Origin of the sequence: Leptospira mtsangambouensis (genome assembly GCF_004770475.1) — a bacterium.
Lineage (GTDB): Bacteria > Spirochaetota > Leptospiria > Leptospirales > Leptospiraceae > Leptospira_A > Leptospira_A mtsangambouensis.
This window is the reverse complement of the sequence record NZ_RQHK01000017.1, coordinates 368138-384595: the sequence shown is the minus strand read 5'-3', so window position 1 is coordinate 384595 and position 16458 is coordinate 368138. Positions and strand designations below refer to the sequence as shown.

Annotated in this window: 11 protein-coding genes; 10 read left to right on the top strand and 1 reads right to left on the bottom strand. The window is 38.1% G+C overall.

The features are described from left to right. Genes EHR01_RS14230 through EHR01_RS14215 form a run of 4 tightly spaced genes read left to right on the top strand, consistent with a single transcriptional unit; the run spans position 1 to position 7638 of the window. Positions 1-969: an alpha-E domain-containing protein gene (locus EHR01_RS14230; protein WP_135695584.1), complete on the top strand. Its 969-nt coding sequence runs from the start codon at positions 1-3 to the stop codon at positions 967-969. A 2-nt stretch (positions 970-971) separates the two neighbouring features. Continuing rightward, positions 972-4229, top strand: coding sequence for a transglutaminase family protein (locus EHR01_RS14225; RefSeq protein ID WP_135695582.1), 3258 nt, complete (start codon positions 972-974; stop codon positions 4227-4229). Further along, positions 4230-6764: a circularly permuted type 2 ATP-grasp protein gene (locus EHR01_RS14220; protein WP_135695580.1), complete on the top strand. Its 2535-nt coding sequence runs from the start codon at positions 4230-4232 to the stop codon at positions 6762-6764. After that, positions 6757-7638 (top strand): transglutaminase family protein, encoded by an 882-nt coding sequence (locus EHR01_RS14215; RefSeq protein WP_135697363.1) that lies wholly within the window; start codon positions 6757-6759, stop codon positions 7636-7638. Before EHR01_RS14220 ends, EHR01_RS14215 begins: the two co-directional genes overlap by 8 nt. Before the next feature lie 139 nt (positions 7639-7777). On the opposite strand, the gene EHR01_RS14210 is transcribed toward EHR01_RS14215, so the two are convergent. Further along, complete coding sequence (locus tag EHR01_RS14210; protein WP_135695578.1) at positions 7778-8140, bottom strand: Spx/MgsR family RNA polymerase-binding regulatory protein; 363 nt, start codon at positions 8138-8140, stop codon at positions 7778-7780. Between the two features lie 50 nt (positions 8141-8190). Here EHR01_RS14210 and EHR01_RS14205 point away from each other — a divergent pair, with 50 nt between their 5' ends. The 6 genes from EHR01_RS14205 (at position 8191) to EHR01_RS14180 (ending at position 16309) form a co-directional block, all read left to right on the top strand. After that, on the top strand, positions 8191-9285 hold the full coding sequence (locus EHR01_RS14205) for a UDP-N-acetylmuramate dehydrogenase (protein ID WP_135695576.1): 1095 nt from the start codon (positions 8191-8193) through the stop codon (positions 9283-9285). 45 nt (positions 9286-9330) lie between these two features. Beyond that, positions 9331-10353 (top strand): endolytic transglycosylase MltG, encoded by a 1023-nt coding sequence (gene mltG, locus EHR01_RS14200; protein WP_135695574.1) that lies wholly within the window; start codon positions 9331-9333, stop codon positions 10351-10353. A 51-nt stretch (positions 10354-10404) separates the two neighbouring features. Continuing rightward, a complete protein-coding gene (locus EHR01_RS14195) occupies positions 10405-10662 on the top strand; it encodes a hypothetical protein (protein ID WP_135695573.1) in 258 nt (85 codons plus the stop codon). A gap of 161 nt (positions 10663-10823) precedes the next feature. Beyond that, positions 10824-12596 carry a hypothetical protein gene (locus tag EHR01_RS14190; RefSeq protein ID WP_135695570.1) on the top strand — a complete coding sequence of 591 codons (1773 nt, stop codon included), beginning with the start codon at positions 10824-10826 and terminating at the stop codon, positions 12594-12596. 123 nt (positions 12597-12719) lie between these two features. Continuing rightward, the gene (locus EHR01_RS14185) at positions 12720-13217 is read left to right on the top strand and encodes a hypothetical protein (RefSeq protein WP_244310125.1); all 498 of its coding nucleotides are present in this window, start codon (positions 12720-12722) and stop codon (positions 13215-13217) included. A 107-nt stretch (positions 13218-13324) separates the two neighbouring features. Next, a complete protein-coding gene (locus tag EHR01_RS14180) occupies positions 13325-16309 on the top strand; it encodes a TonB-dependent receptor domain-containing protein (RefSeq protein ID WP_135695568.1) in 2985 nt (994 codons plus the stop codon). Positions 16310-16458 lie beyond the last annotated feature (149 nt).

Here is a 16458-nt window from a genome sequence, read left to right as displayed (position 1 = left end):
ATGTTAAGCCGAGTTGCAGAATCAGTTTTTTGGATGAATCGATACATTGAGAGGGCAGAAAACTACTCAAGGTTTATTGACGTCAATCACCAGTTGTCTTTGGATTTGCATGAAGAGGTTCCGAACCAATGGTTGCCTCTCGTACATACAACAGGAGATATTGAATTATTTGAGAAAAGGTATTCTAGTCCAAGTCCGGTCAATGTCATACGGTTTATGACCTTTGATGAAGAGAATCCGAATTCTATTTTTCAATGTTTATCTAGGGCCAGAGAGAATGCTCGAACCATTCGCGAAAACATTTCTACTTCTATGTGGGAAGTGTTAAATGAGTTTTATCTCTTCGTGAAAGATTATCGTAAAGTGTATTTGGAAAATGCGGAAGCGCATGGGGATACATTATCGATGGGACTTTCTGAGTTCCTGAGTACAGTACGGAAAAGTTGTCAAAGTTTTTATGGATGTTCTGATGCAACGATCTCTCATGATGAAGTATGGAATTTTTCTTTGCTTGGAAGGTTTTTAGAACGAGCCGACAAAACCACAAGAATTCTCGATATGAAGTATTTTATCCTACTTCCTTCTGTTCATGATGTGGGTTCAACATTAGATTTATTACAATGGTTGTCTCTTTTGAAATCGGCCTCTGCACATGAGATGTACAATCAAAAATACAAACGCGTGGATCCAACTGATATTGCTGAGTTTTTGATTTTAAATGAAACCTTTCCCAGATCCATTTTCTTTTGTATTCAAGAGATGCAAGAGGCATTGGAAAAAATATCTGGAATTAAGGAAGGTTTGCCAAGGAACTTAGCGCAAGATGCAACTACAGTTTATTTGAATCGGTTACGATCAGAAAATATCAAATCCATTTTTGATAAAGGTCTACATGAATACCTGGATGATATTCAGATAGAACTCAATCATATAGGTTCCAAAATTGTGGAACGATTTTTTACAAACTAACTATGAGTATACGAGTTGCACTTTCCCATATCACAACCTATCAATATGATAAGTCGATAAAACTGTCACCTCATGTGATACGGTTACGACCGGCCCCACATACAAAGAATCATATTGTTTCTTATTCGTTAAATATCTTACCGGAACAAAAATTTCTGAACTGGCAACAAGATCCATTTGGAAACTATTTGGCGAGGTTAGTATTTCCAGAAAAAACCAATATTTTGCAGGTAGCCGTTGACTTAGTCACCGATTTAAAGGTAATCAATCCCTTTGATTTTTTTGTTGAGGAGTATGCTGAAAATTTTCCTTTCACATACGATAAGGTATTAAAGAAGGAACTAACTCCTTATTTAAAAGTTAAAAAACCAGGGAAGTTACTTGCTCCGTATCTTAAAACAATAGATAAAACGCCGAAAAGAACGGTTGAGTTTTTGGTAGCATTGAATGCAAAAATATACTCTGATGTTGGTTATGTGATCCGAATGGAGCCTGGGATCCAAACTCCAGAGTTAACTCTTTCCTCTAGAATGGGTTCATGCCGTGATTCCGCTTATTTACTAGTTCAAATTCTTAGGAATATGGGCCTTGCTGCCAGATTTGTTTCTGGTTATTTGATCCAATTAAAAGCTGATGTAAAATCTTTAGATGGCCCATCTGGCGCAGAATCTGATTTTACTGATCTACATGCTTGGGCAGAAGTTTATATCCCGGGAGCAGGTTGGGTGGGTCTTGATCCAACTTCTGGTTTATTCACTGGCGAAGGCCATATCCCTTTGGCGGCCACACCAGAACCGGAATCAGCAGGTCCCATTTATGGTTTTGCGGAAAAAGCCAAAGCAGAGTTTTCCTTTCATATGGGAGTGGAACGAATTTTAGAAACTCCTAGAGTCACCTTACCTTACCAAGGTGAAGATTGGGAGCGCATCATTCGATTGGGCGATTCCATTGATAAACGAATTCGAAAAAATGACATACGACTTACGATTGGTGGAGAACCAACTTTTGTTTCCACTGAAAATCGAGAAGCACCGGAATGGAATTTTGATGCCCTAGGTTTTGAAAAATATTCTAAATCAGAACAGCTCATCAAACGACTCGGAAAACATTTTGCCCCGGGTGGACTTTTGCAATATGGACAAGGGAAATGGTATCCAGGAGAACCTGTCCCTCGTTGGGCTATGATTTCTTATTGGCGTAAAGATGGTGAGCCAATTTGGAACCATCCCTATTTACTTGCAGATGATCGTTACACTGGTTCAGCCACAACAGAAGATGCCAGAAGGTTCGTGAGTGCACTTGGAAAATTTTTAAACATTCCTTCCAAATCCATTCATACAGCCTACGAAGATAATTTATATTATCTCTGGCAAGAAGCAAATTTACCTACTGAAACCGAATTGATGTTAGATGGTTTGAATACCTACGATAAAATGGAACGAGAACGTATTTTAAGAGTCATCGATTCTGGTATCCATCGCGAAGTAGGTTATACCATTCCATTGGATTATGATTCCTTTCAGTCTACTTGGATATCGGACGAATGGAGTTTCCGCCGAGGGAAAATGTTTTTGATTCCTGGAGATTCTCCGATTGGTTTAAGACTTCCTTTGCATTCGTTAGGTGGAAAACAATATTATCCTTATTCTGAGGATCCGGCTAATCCCAAGCCAAACTTACCAAAAGCAAAGGAATTGGGCCAATCGCAGTTTCTTTCAACAAACGTTAGTTATTCTATCGATGGGTTTCATACAAGAACCGCACTTTGTGTAGAACCTAGAAATGGGAACATTCGAGTTTTTTTACCACCCATCCGATCATTGGAAGGTTGGCTCAGGCTCATTTATGCGATTGAACAAACTGCTTTAGAAACAGATATTCCTATTGTTTTAGAAGGTTATGAGGCTCCTCATGATCCTAGGCTCAATCGTTTTAAAATCACACCTGATCCAGGAGTGATTGAAGTCAATTTTCATCCTTCTTCTTCATTCGGAGAGATTGTTGAAAAAACCCAAGTGTTATATGAGGAAGCGTATCAACTTCGATTGACTGCTGAAAAATTTTTGATTGATGGTCGTCATTCAGGCACCGGTGGTGGAAATCATATCACTTTAGGTGGGGCCTCTGTTGGAGATAGTCCTTTCTTACGAAAACCTTCGCTTTTACGAAGTTTGGTGGCATATTGGCAAAATCATCCAGGTCTTTCCTATTTGTTCTCTGGAATGTTTATTGGTCCTACCTCACAATCACCACGAATTGATGAAGCACGAAATGATTCTTTACACGAGTTAAAAATTGCATTCCAACAAATTGATTCCAATAGGCATACACCACCTTGGCTTTTGGATCGAGTATTAAGAAATATCTTAATTGATATTACAGGAAATACACATCGAACAGAAATTTCCATCGATAAACTTTTTGATCCTGGATCGCCTACCGGACGTTTGGGGCTGATTGAAATGCGTGCTTTTGAAATGCCGCCGCATTATCAAATGAGTGTAGTCCAACAAGCATTTATGATGGCAATCATCTGTCGTTTTTGGGAAGATCCTTATTATGGAAATCCAATCAATTGGAATACAGAGTTACATGATCGTTTTATGTTACCGTACTTTGTTTACCGAGACTTTAAAGAAGTGATCCAAGATTTACAAAATAGTGGGTTTGGTTTTTTATCAAAAGACTTCGATCCTTTTTTTGAATTTCGATTTCCTCAATATGGAATTTGTTATTTAGATGGAATGGAAATTGAATTACGAATGGCATTGGAGCCTTGGAATGTGCTTGGTGAAGAAAACACTGCACAAGGAACTTCCAGGGGTGTCGATTCGGCCACAGAACGAGTTCAAGTTAAAGTCAAAGGATTTCATCCTGAAAGATATCGTTTGAGTTGTAATGGGTACGAAGTTCCGCTACAACCGACGTCACTTCAAAATGAATTTGTTGCTGGTGTCAGGTTTAAGGCTTGGTCTCCTGTTTTTACTTTACATCCGCAAGTACCTGCACAACAATCCTTAGTGTTTGATGTTTATGATACATGGAATCATAGAGCACTTGGTGGATGTACTTATCATGTTTCTCATCCAGGAGGATTGTCTTACCAAACTATCCCTATCAATGGATATGAAGCAGAATCAAGAAGGATCTCACGTTTTTGGACGCATGGACATAAAATTGGAAAGAGCCTCCCACCAATTCGATTGGAAAATAAAGCCTTCCCATCAACGTTGGATCTTAGGATGGTAACATTCAAGTAGATGATGACACAAGATCCTTATCATTTAATTGGAAATTATAAAACGATTCCTGGAGTTTATGACGAACTCTATGATGCAGAAGGTCAGATTCGAAACAAATATAAGTTCTTAGTCAAATCGTTTCAAGAACTTGGACCAGCAGAACTTGTCAATCGTAGGCGTGATACGGATCGAATCCTTAGAGAAAATGGTGTTACATACAATTTATACCAATCGGACTCGCCAGAAGCAAAAGAAAGACCCTGGGATTTGGATTTGTTTCCTTTGGTTATGGAAAGTGAGGAGTGGCGAGTTTTAGAAAGAGGTTTAAACCAACGCGCGGATTTACTCGACGCCCTTGTGAGAGACGTTTATTCCAAAAGACGTTTGTTATACGAGAAAAAAATTCCTCCAGAAATACTATTAAATGAATCTTCGTTTTTACGAGCTTGTGATGGAATGTATGATTCCAATCATTTCCTAACTAAAAATCCTGCTTTATTATTTTTTGTTTGTGATTTGATTCGTGCGGCAGATGGAAATTTTTATGTTTTAAATGATCGGGTACAAGCTCCTTCAGGTTCTGGTTATTCCCTTGAAAACCGAATTGTTTTATCTCGAATTTTTCCCAGTATGTATCGTGATGCAATGGTTCATAGGGTTGCGGTTTATTTTCGATCTCTCCGCAAATCATTGACTCAGCTTGCGGGTGTTAGTGGGCGTGAACCTGTCATTGTACTTTTAACTCCTGGACCTTCGAATGAAACCTATTTTGAACATGCTTATCTTGCTGGTTATTTGGGTTACACTCTCGTACAAGGTGAAGATTTAACAGTCAGAAAAAATAAAGTGTATATGAAAACCGTAGAAGGTTTACAACAAATCGATTTGATTTTGCGCCGCGTTGATGATGACTTTATGGATCCATTGGAGCTAAGAGGAGATTCTCTTTTAGGAGTTCCAGGACTTTTAGAATCGGTTCGTTCGGGAAATGTTAAAATTGCCAATCCTATTGGAACTGGATTTTTAGAAAACCGAGCACTTTTGCCGTTCTATTCTGATCTATGTCGTTTTTATTTAGGGGAAGATTTAATCCTTCCAATGGCTCCCACGTATTGGATGGGAACAAAAGAACATTTTCAATTGGTATTACAAAATCCAGAGAAATATGTTTTTAAAACCGTATCACGTACTGATGAGGAAAAACCAGTTACCTTTATTGAATTGAGCGGAGAAAGAAAAGATTCTTTTTTGCAAAAACTAAAACTTTCGCCCAATCGTTTTATTGCCCAAGAAATGATTGCATCGGCCACCGTACCTGTATTAGGTGAAAATGGATTTCGGCCAGGAAGAGCCATTATGCGAACCTTTGTTTCCTCCTCCGGCTCTGGTTACCAAACGATGGCAGGCGGTTTAGTAAGAGTTTCCCCTTCTTTGGATGATTTTTTCATTACGAGCCAAAGAGGAGCTTGGAGTAAAGACCTTTGGGTGTTAGCAACGGAAACACAAAAAGAAGAATCCTTACTTGTGGCAAAATCAGACCAAGTGATGATTTCCAGAAAAAGTTCCGGAGTCCCTAGCCGTGTGGCTGATAATTTATTCTGGTTGGCAAGGTATTTGGAACGATCAGAAAATCAAACCAGAGTTATACGAGAAGCAGTTTATAAAATTTTGCAAGTAGAAGATGGGTATGAAAGAGAATCTTTAGAAAATTCATTAAAACTCGTAACCCATGTTACCAATAGTTATCCTGGATTTCTTGGCGATGATGCAGGAGAATTATTTTTAATTCCTTTTTCCGAATTACAACGATTAACTTCAGATCGCGGAGTTGTGGGAAGTTTAGCATTTCATTTACGCAGTTTGGTGATGGCTTCGAAGTCTGTTCGGGATCGCCTTTCCGATGATATGAAAAAGATTCTTTTACATCTTGAAGATCAATCAAACCATCAAATTGAATCTTATGATCAAATCATCGATTTTTTACAAAAAATTGTCGTAAACTTGTCTTCTCTCACCGGTTTATCTTTTGAAAATATGAGTCGGGAAGCCGGTTGGTATTTCCTAAACCTTGGTCGCCGAATTGAAAGATCAATCAATATGATATTGATGTTACAAGGTATGATTCGTTGGGATAGTTTTAGAGACAAAGCCTCATTTGAAACTTTTTTAAGAATTAATGATATTCGTTTAACATATAATAGGCGGTATAGCGGAAAAATTGATCAAGAATCGGTGTTAGATATTCTATTATTTGATACTACAAATCCAAGATCATTCGCATATCAATTGGAACAAATTAATTCTAACATTAAATTTTTACCTGGAAAAAATGACAAGGTTGTGTATTCGGAAGATCGTGCCGCATTACAATTGTATACTCACTTTAAAATGAAAGATATTTCTATTTTCTTTGAATTGGAAAATCCTTTGGAATCTGTTTCGATTTGGTTAGAAGAACTTCATAACTATTTGAAAAATTTATCTGATGCACTGGCATCAAGATACTTTAACTATACCGAAGAACAAACTCGGATCGGTGATGGCAATGGCTGATTTTAAGGTTATTCATAAAACCAAATATAGTTATGATGATACAGTTGCCTATTGTCATAATATGGCACATATGTATCCTTTGACATCGCCACACCAAGATTGTTTTCGGACCCATGTGACTGTGAATCCAAAACCTGTAGTTTCTTCTTTTCGTAGGGATTATTTTGGAAACCAGGTGTTTTTATTTTCAGTAGAAGATCCTCATCGTTTTTTAGAAGTAGTAGTTGAGTCGACAGTACGTACACATCAATCCTTGGGCATTGATTTATACAAATCCACTCCTTGGGAAAATATTTATTCGCTTATCCATGAATCAACTTTAGATGCAGATATTTTATCGATCGAATACATCCTACCTTCTTCGTTTATTGCAGCAAAAGATTCTTATTCGGAATTTGCGCGAATGTTTTTTACTGATGGAAAACCGGTGTTTGTTGCAGCATTGGAGATGACCACATATATCTACCAAACTTTTCAATACGATCCAAAGGCGACGAGTATCAACACTCCCATTGACCAAGTTTTAAACGAAAAAAAAGGTGTTTGTCAGGATTTTTCACATCTAATGATTGCCGCCTTACGTTCATTAAAGATTCCAACTCGTTATGTGAGTGGGTATTTGGAAACGTTACCTCCTCCTGGAACTGAAAAATTACAAGGTAGCGATGCCACTCATGCTTGGGTTTCCGTTTATTGTCCTATGTTTGGTTGGATGGACTTTGACCCAACGAATGGAAAAATCATTACGGAAGAATATATCATTACAGCCATCGGAAGAGATTATGCAGACGTTTCTCCCTTAAAGGGGATTTTGTTTGGCGGTGGAAAACATAAACTAAAAGTCGAAGTGGATGTAATTCGCGAACAAATATGAACTTTCTGGGAGTTTTTTTCGGAAAGTAGGGATTCCGCTTGGGATACTCGATAAGATGTGATAGAAGGAACGCATTGGGTGGCGGGTCTAGTTCCCCACCCTAGTCAGGGCGGGGATACCAAAATCCCATCTGTACCGCTCACCCCAACTTCTCTTTCCATTCCTCTTCCTTAAATCCCACCAAAAACCAACCCTCACCCACAACAAAAGGCCGCTTCACTAAATTTCCATTGGCCGAAAGTTCTTTGTAAACTTGGTCCTCAGACAGATTTCCCAATTTCTCCTTCCAATTTCCCTCTCGGTAATCTTTTCCAGAGGTATTAAAAAGTTTCTTAATATCGCCTAAGTATTGTTTTGCTTTTTTTAATTCAGCCACAGTCGGGGGTGTTTCTCGAATCGGGATTTGTTGGAAATCAACTTTTTTTGATTTCAGATATTTCAGAGCATTGCGACAGGTGCTACATCCTGAATATTCGTAAACTTTGGGATTGGAACGACTCATAAGACTGATTTTCTTACTTACGATTTTTGCGGAAACTTTTTATTGGAACTATGTTGGTCCAGAACAATATTCCGTTGGCCCCGTTCACTACGTTGCGTTTGGGTGGCAAGGCAGATTATTTCATTTCGATCAAAACAAAAGAAGACCTAGCGAAAGCCTTAGATTTTTCTAAAAGCCAAAACCAATCTTTTTATATTTTAGGTGGCGGCTCCAATACAATTTTCCGGGACTCTGGATTTCCTGGAGTTGTGTTTCAAATGAATATTCCGGGAATTCGTTGTTTGGATACAAACGATGAATGTACGTTGTATCAAGTGGGTGCTGGCGTGCCGTGGGATCAATTTGTTGAATATACAGTAAAACAAGGATTAGCTGGAATAGAATGCCTTTCAGGTATCCCTGGGTCTGTTGGTGCATCCCCGATCCAAAATATCGGAGCCTATGGACAAGAAGTAAAAGACTCAATTGTAAACGTTGAATGTATGAACAAATTTGGAGACCTAATGACAATCTCAAATGAAGATTGTAAGTTTCGATATCGAAATAGTGAGTTCAAATCAGGAATTTATAAAGAACATATTGTCGTTTCTGTTACCTTCCAATTATCAAAATTATCTCCACCATGTTTCCGTTATCCGGAAGTTCAAAAAGCATGGGAAAAGATTGAACTAGAAAAGTTTTCTTCTAACAGTTCAAATACGTATAGAATCGACCAAAGAATTGTTCAATTAGAGGCTATTAGAAATTTGGTCATTGACCTACGGAAAAAAAAATCAATGGTATTGGATGAAAATGATCAAAACACCCGTTCGGTGGGATCATTTTTTATGAATCCAATTTTAAATGAAAATGAGATTGTTTTATTTTTAGAAAATGCCAAAAAAAGGGGATTTGACAATCCTCCAATTTATCCAGAATCCGCTGGCTTTAAAAAACTTTCTGCAGCCTGGCTTATTGAAAATTCTGGAATTCAAAAAGGGTCAAAATATCCCGGAGGAGTGGGCATCTCCGAGAACCATTGTTTAGGTCTAATCAATATAAAGGGCACAACTTCTGCACTTTTAGAAATGGCAGAATCAGTGAGACAACGAGTATTTGAAACATTTTTTGTTCAATTGGAAATGGAACCGGTTGTGAGACCCTAAAAAAGATTTGGTAATTGTCGATATAACAAAGAGAATGGGGATGGAATGAATTCGAAACTTAAAAAATACCTGATTCTTTCAGGACTTGGTGTTTCCTTGCTGCTGATTTTAGCTTTGATTGGTTTTTTTGCCGTTGATGAAATCAAAGGTGGGGCTGTCGGCGATGGTCAAAATAAATATGAACTCATCATTGATTCTGGAGAACCATCATCAAGTGTCGTTCGAGAGTTAGCTGCTGCCGGCATGATCAAATCCTCTGTGTATTTTAATTATTTGATGAAGTTCACAAGAGCTGGAAACAAAATCAAACAAGGTGTTTATGATATTAATGATGGGATGAGTTCCCGCAAGATTTTGGATGTCATTATTTCTGGAAAAGTTAAACTAGTTAACTTCACTGTTCCTGAAGGATATAACAACCGTCAGATTGGAGATTTATTAGTCTCAAAAAAACTTGCGATTTCTCGCGAAGAGTTTTTGAAAGTAACCCAAAGTCAGGCACTCCTTACAAAATATAATATCCCTGCAAAAACTTTAGAGGGATACTTATTTCCAGAAACATATTCTGTTCCTTTGAATTATCCCTTAGAAAGAATTACTGAGATGATGATCAAACGATTCTATAAAAAACTAGAATCTATTCCAGAAGCAAAGGATATCAAACCAGCAGATCTTCATTTTCGAGTAGTGTTAGCCTCCATTGTGGAAAGAGAAGCAGTAAGAAAAGAAGAACGACCAATGATGGCAGGTGTTTTCCTCACTCGCATCGAAAAAAATATCAATTTGGAATCATGTGCTACCATTCAGTATTTGTTTGATAAACCTAAAAAAAGGCTTTTTGAATCGGACCTAAAGATTGTTTCCCCTTATAATACTTATATCAATGGTGGATGGCCACCCGGACCAATTTCTAATCCAGGCTTACCGGCGTTAGAGGCCTCTTTTAAACCAATGCAATCAGATAAATTATTTTTCCTTTTAAAACCAGATGGATCTCATTATTTTTCTGCGACATTTAAAGAACATTTGGAAGCAAAAAAAAAGTTTATCGATGTGTTGTATCAATAGAAAAGAAAGATACCATCAAAGTTTTTTTATGTGAATTGAGTATCTTAACTTATGGATGAAAACATAGTTGAACTAAATATCGCAATCGGTGGGATATCGAAGGAACTTTTGGATGTCCAAAAGGCCTTAGATGCCTATCGCGATAAACAAAAATCAAAAGAAGCCGTCGATGAGGAAGCGATTACCTTTGTGAACAAAGCAGAGCTTGTCATCGATAAAGCTGAAAAAGGCGAACTCCAATTAACTGCTGATCAAATTCGTCGCATCAAAAGTAATCTTACAAAAATTCTAAATCGACTCAAGAATTAGCCTCATTCACCAAACCTTCATAAAACCTTCACCAGCTTGTCATTCCCTTGTAATATATAAAGAACATAGTTTTCTATAGCTAGAGGGAGAATTTTTTGCGAATCCCTATCGGGAAGACCCGCTAGCCAAAGAAATTCGATTTTTTCGAAAGAGGATTTAAAATGAAAAATTCATTCAAAAAAAGTCTGGTGCTGCTTTCCATCGTGATGTTGGGATTCACGATGATCAATTGCCCAGGAAAGAAGAAAGATGATACTGCTATGTTTCTTGGCTTAGCAGCATTGCTGAACCAACCAGAATACACTGTTGTCTTAACTGGTACATTGCGTGGAGGGGATACTTTACCTATGAAAGATGGAAAAGTAACCCTTACTGGAGGATACTTATCAAGTGGTCAATCCACTATTTCCGACTTTACTACATGCGCTACAGCTGGTGCACCACCTGCTAGCGGTACAGTAGATGGTGAGTTCACTGTTTTATTTAAAGTTTCATCTCTTACTGGTGTACTAACATTCACTCCAAATGATGCTGCATCTGCATCAAATGCGAATGCGTGTTCGGGGGCAGCTGTGGGGCCGACTTACATATTGGACCTACCTGCTAGTGATTATACAAATGTAACTGGCGCGCCTGGAATATTGTCAGTAAACTTGAACTTAGATGACAGGACAAATACGAACCAAGTCTCCCTATCAGGTAATACTGGTTATTCGATCACTGTTAAAGCAGTTAAAGTCTTTGTTAAAGGAGAATATCCAATTGTTAATCCAACAGTTGGTGAGAATGTTTGTGATGGGCGCAGATTAGCTGGTGGTCCTGCAATTAAATCAGGATCCATTACTGGCTCTGAGACTTGGTCTGGTGGTATCCTTCTCCAAGGAACTGTCACTGTGGAATCTGGTGCAACAATCAATGTTACTCCTGGAACTGCAGTTTTTGGCCAAAGAGGGTCTTCCATATTCTTCAAACAAGGAGCAAAGTTAGTTTCGAACGGAACAGCTGCTGATCCAATTTGTTGGTCTTCTGCAGCAGCACTTGGATCGCGTTTTCCTGGAGACTGGGGTGGAATTGTTGTCATTGGAACAAGTGGTGCATCGAGAAGTTCAAACACAGAGGGAACAAATCCGACCGGTTATGGTGGAAACCTTACTACCGATATTGAAAATTTGAATATGTCTTATAACATTGTAGAATTTGCTGGGAACGAGGTGGCACCAGGAGATGAGTTGAATAACATGTCAATTTATTCTTCTAAGTCTGTCCTTAGTTTTGTGCAAGTCCATAGAGGATTGGATGATGGATTTGAAGCTTGGGGTGGATCTGGGACATGGTCAAACTTATTAGCAACTGGTGGATTGGATGACGACTTCGACTTAGATGAAGCATTCACAGGAACAATGACAAACTTAATTGGTCATAAATACCCATCATCTTGTGGTGGTTCCTTCTCAACCGATCCGCACGGATTTGAAATGGATGGAACTGATGTAACAACTGGCGGTAACTGCGCTACGAATAACCTAGGTCGTTGCACGAACCCAACCATTACGAATGTAACTCTAGTTGGTGCAGGGATATCTGGTGGCCAAGGGATGAGATTGAGAGAAGGATTTGCGGGAACAATCAATCGAGCGATTATCTTCGGTTTTGGTGATGCAGCGGCAGTTAGTACGTCAACATCTGGAACATATCCAGCAGTGACAGCAACCATCTCTAACCTTGCTTACCAAAATGGAAAAACAACTGCGATTACTCCAACTGGTTCGACTACGATCACAGCAACCCCAATTAATTCTGAAGGATCGACAGCAGATTGTGGTTTTGGAGATTCAAAACCTGACTACAGAACGATCAGTTCACTTTCTGGAACTTATGTCGGTGGTGCTTCCACTGAATGGTATAAAGACTGGACTGTTTATCGAGCAAGATAGTTAAATTAAAACTTTACCTAGTGGCCTTACCTAAGGCCACTAGATGTTATGATGCGTAATCTCCTACTTATACTCTCCCTTTTAAGTTTTTCATTTTGTAACCAAGAAGATTGGCGCGAACAAATGGAAGCTGAAAATCAAAAAGTCATTCTTAGAGTCGAAAAAGATCATCAACTTATCAAAGAGAAAGGTTTAAAGAAAGGTGATTGGATTAAGTCTTCTAAATCTAAAGAACTTGCTGTTCAAAATTTTTTGAACGAAGTAATTCAAAATCAATCATTAAACGAATATTATGTGAGCTGGGAAGAAAAACTAAATGTGATTTTTCCGAATACTTTGGGCAAAGGCACTCTTCTCGATACTACACCGTTGGTTGAATATAAAAAAGTTTTAGAAACAAGAGAATCATTTGCGATCACAGAAATCAAGAATCGCATCCAGAGCAAAAAATTTAGAATCTCTTCTATTGATTGGGAAAAACCAAGAATCTATGGTGAGCTTGCAGGTCATAAACCGAAGACAATAAAGATCCTTGTTGGTAATCAAGTTATTGTCCTTGATCAAATCAAAATGGTCTTTGAAACAAAATCAGGTTATAAAGTTGGAGTGATAGGACCTTGATTATTGTAATCTGATTGTAATAATTAGTTCACATAAACGTAACTCAATCTAATCCCCTTTTCATTTACGTACACGTAAATTCTAGAAGCTTGGCTCTGAAGGAATTTATGAAATCAATCAAGACTCTTCTTACTTTATCCTTATTGGTCTTTTTTTCAACTTTTGGCTTATATGCACAAAGTAATGGATCAATTCGAGGAACTATCATTGATTCAGAAAACGGAGAACCGGTCTTTGGTGCTACTATCGTTGTTCGATCAGAGAAAAAATTTGCCAAAACTGATTTTGATGGAAAGTATAATTTAGAACTTCCTCCGGGTACTTATCAGGTAGAATACCAAATGTATGGTTATGGCCCGCAAAACAGAACGATTGTCGTATCTGCGGGGAAACCTGTTAGTATGAATGTAACATTTGGTGCTCAAGTGTTACAAACTGTTGAAGTGAAAGATCGTGCGATCAATGAATCGGATGCTTCCTTACTGCAAGTACAGAAAAAATCAGCAACAGTTTCCGATGCAATTGGTGCAGAATCGATTAAAAAATCTCCAGATTCATCTGCTGGCGATGTGATCAAAAGAGTCACCGGAATTACGCTCATTGGTGGTAAGTATGTATTTGTTCGCGGATTAGGTGAAAGATATTCATCAACTTATTTAAACGATGCTTATATTCCTTCTACAGAACCAGACAAAAGGGTTGTACCACTAGATTTGTTTCCAGCCAACTTAATTAAAAATATTCGTGTCATCAAAACATTTGTACCGGAAGAGTCGGCTGAGTTCTCTGGTGGACTTGTTAAAATTGAAACAAAAGAGTATCCAGACGAATTTACAATGAAGGTTGGATTCGGCGTTGGGTATAATGGGAATACAACACGAAAAAAATGGCAAACATTTGATGGTGGAGATTTTTTTGGAAGACCGACTGCTAATCAAGAACTCCCTTCCGCAGTTAAGGCAGTGCCTGATTTTCTGCCATTTGAGCCAGGGAGTCGTTTTGGAGGAATCAATCCTTCATTAATCAACCTTGGTGCCGTTACCTTTCCTTCACAATGGACACCTGATACGACAAAGGCGCCATATGATAAAAACTTTAACCTAACTGTAGGAAATACTTTTAAATTAACTGAATCTGGGCAAAGACTTGGCGTTATATTTGGAACTACACATTCCGTCGATTATCGATTTAGACGTCAAAAAGATGTAAGATACGTTCCTGGAAACCCTGTTTCTTTAACTGTTAAGGATTTAACGACTGTTACGCCATTACAGACACAGGATGCAGACATTTATGTCGAAGATCGTTTGTTTGGAAACAATTTAAACTTTGCATATGAGCCGATGAGCGGCCAACAATTTTTTCTAAAGAATTTCTATTCAGTTTCATCTGAGAAATCAGTAAGAGAATCTGTTGGAACCAATAACATTGATAATTTTCAATTCTTCTCTCAAACCAATGATTTCATTAGCAGACAATTATTTAATTCAAGTTTCGGTGGAAAACATGCAATCAACTTGGGATCTTTGAGTAGACCACATACACTTGATTGGCAAGTGAACTATGGAGAAGCCAAAAGAGATGAGCCGAATTTGACACAACAAGTATGGCGAAGATCTCAAACAAGTCCGGTAACTACTGTTCCAACAAGGCTTGGGAATAACCCTGATGGTTCGAGGTTTTACTCTACTTCTAATGATACCGTCAGAAGTTTTAGTGTAGCTTATGAGATTCCTTTTGACCAATGGAACGGACTTAAGTCTTCATTTAAATTTGGTGGTTCCGCGTTGGATCGCTTCAAATCATTTACCTTTCGCGAATTTGGATCAAAATCAAACGTAGGAGCCTCCGCAACTGATTTATATCCGGTTCCTGGAGAAATTGTTTATAATCCTTTGGAATTTTTGCGAACAAATAGTACAGGTCTTGCAAATAGGACTTTCTCCGAGAGACAAGTAGAGCCAAATGCTTATGACGCATATCAAAAGTTACATTCCTATTTTTCTCAGTTTGATGTTCCATTGTTCCCAAAGTTTAGATTTATTGGGGGAGCAAGGTACGAAGATTCTTATCAAAAAGTAAAAACATTTGTTCTGAAAGAACAGTTTGATGTTAGAAAACCAGGTTATGGTTGTGATACGGGTTCGGAAGGAGAACGAATTCTTTTAGTAAAGAATAACATTTGTGCCGCTGATAATAACGGTGTTGGTGAAATTCGAACCAAAGATATTTTACCAAGTGCGAATTTTGTTTATGAGTTTCTTCAAGATCAAAATTTACGATTTGGATATACTCAAACGCTGACCAGACCGGATTTTCGGGAAATGTCTCCGTTTGCATTTACTCCATACTTTGGTGGAGATCGTATCCGAGGAAATCCAAATCTCCAAAGAACTTACATTCATAACTTTGATTTTCGTTATGAATACTTTATGGGCGGAGCAAACTACATTGGTGCAGGTATGTTTCACAAAGACCTTTCGAATCCGATTGAGTTAATTGGACAGCCAGTGGCCGGTCAAATTTCACCTTTCTTCACTTATGCGAATGCTAGTCGAGCAACCATACGAGGAGTGGAGTTAGATTTCAGAAGAGAATTCTTCGATCGTTTCCGATTTGAAACTAACGTATTCTTTATTAAATCCCTTGTGAACGTCGTGTCTTGGGAACAATATACAGTTTCTAAAGCTGGATTGTTAGATCCTATTGATAGAAGTTTTTCTTACGATCCCACAAACATTCGAAGACCATTACAAGGACAGTCTGATTTCGTAGCAAACTTGAAGTTTGATGTATATTTGAATAAACTAAAAACAACCACAATTGGTTTATACTACAACTACTTCGGTGATCGAATCTTTGTTGTTGGTGCGAACGGAACTCCTGATGCTTATGAACGAGGAGTAGGTCTAACAGATATTGTTTTCTCCCATAAAATGGACGATAAACTTGATTTTAAATTTGCAGCTAAAAACGTAACAGACCAAAGATTTAGAATCTATGTGAAAGATGAATTACTCAATGAAGAAAAACTTTTCAGATCATATCGTGAAGGGGTTTCCTTCTCTATGTCAATGGGGTATAAGTTCTAAAAACCAATGGCCCCGTTAATGCGGGGTCTCCTTCTTTCGGGAGACTTAGATTTCATTTTAGATATTAAGAGAATCGCCAAGAAAACAGAAGGGTTTTAGTAAAAAAAAATAAATGAAAAGGAAAGCTAAGCTTTCATGCTTAGCTTTCC

Excerpts from the sequence above, each read along its gene's own strand:
- EHR01_RS14230 (WP_135695584.1), top strand. The coding sequence starts at position 1 with ATGTTAAGCCGAGTTGCAGAATCAGTTTTTTGGATGAATCGATACATT.
- EHR01_RS14180 (WP_135695568.1), top strand. The coding sequence starts at position 13,325 with ATGAAATCAATCAAGACTCTTCTTACTTTATCCTTATTGGTCTTTTTT.
- EHR01_RS14210 (WP_135695578.1), bottom strand. The coding sequence starts at position 8,140 with ATGAGTCGTTCCAATCCCAAAGTTTACGAATATTCAGGATGTAGCACC.
- EHR01_RS14220 (WP_135695580.1), top strand. The coding sequence starts at position 4,230 with ATGATGACACAAGATCCTTATCATTTAATTGGAAATTATAAAACGATT.
- EHR01_RS14215 (WP_135697363.1), top strand. The coding sequence starts at position 6,757 with ATGGCTGATTTTAAGGTTATTCATAAAACCAAATATAGTTATGATGAT.
- EHR01_RS14225 (WP_135695582.1), top strand. The coding sequence starts at position 972 with ATGAGTATACGAGTTGCACTTTCCCATATCACAACCTATCAATATGAT.
- EHR01_RS14205 (WP_135695576.1), top strand. The coding sequence starts at position 8,191 with ATGTTGGTCCAGAACAATATTCCGTTGGCCCCGTTCACTACGTTGCGT.
- mltG (WP_135695574.1), top strand. The coding sequence starts at position 9,331 with ATGAATTCGAAACTTAAAAAATACCTGATTCTTTCAGGACTTGGTGTT.
- EHR01_RS14185 (WP_244310125.1), top strand. The coding sequence starts at position 12,720 with ATGGAAGCTGAAAATCAAAAAGTCATTCTTAGAGTCGAAAAAGATCAT.
- EHR01_RS14190 (WP_135695570.1), top strand. The coding sequence starts at position 10,824 with ATGAAAAATTCATTCAAAAAAAGTCTGGTGCTGCTTTCCATCGTGATG.
- EHR01_RS14195 (WP_135695573.1), top strand. The coding sequence starts at position 10,405 with ATGGATGAAAACATAGTTGAACTAAATATCGCAATCGGTGGGATATCG.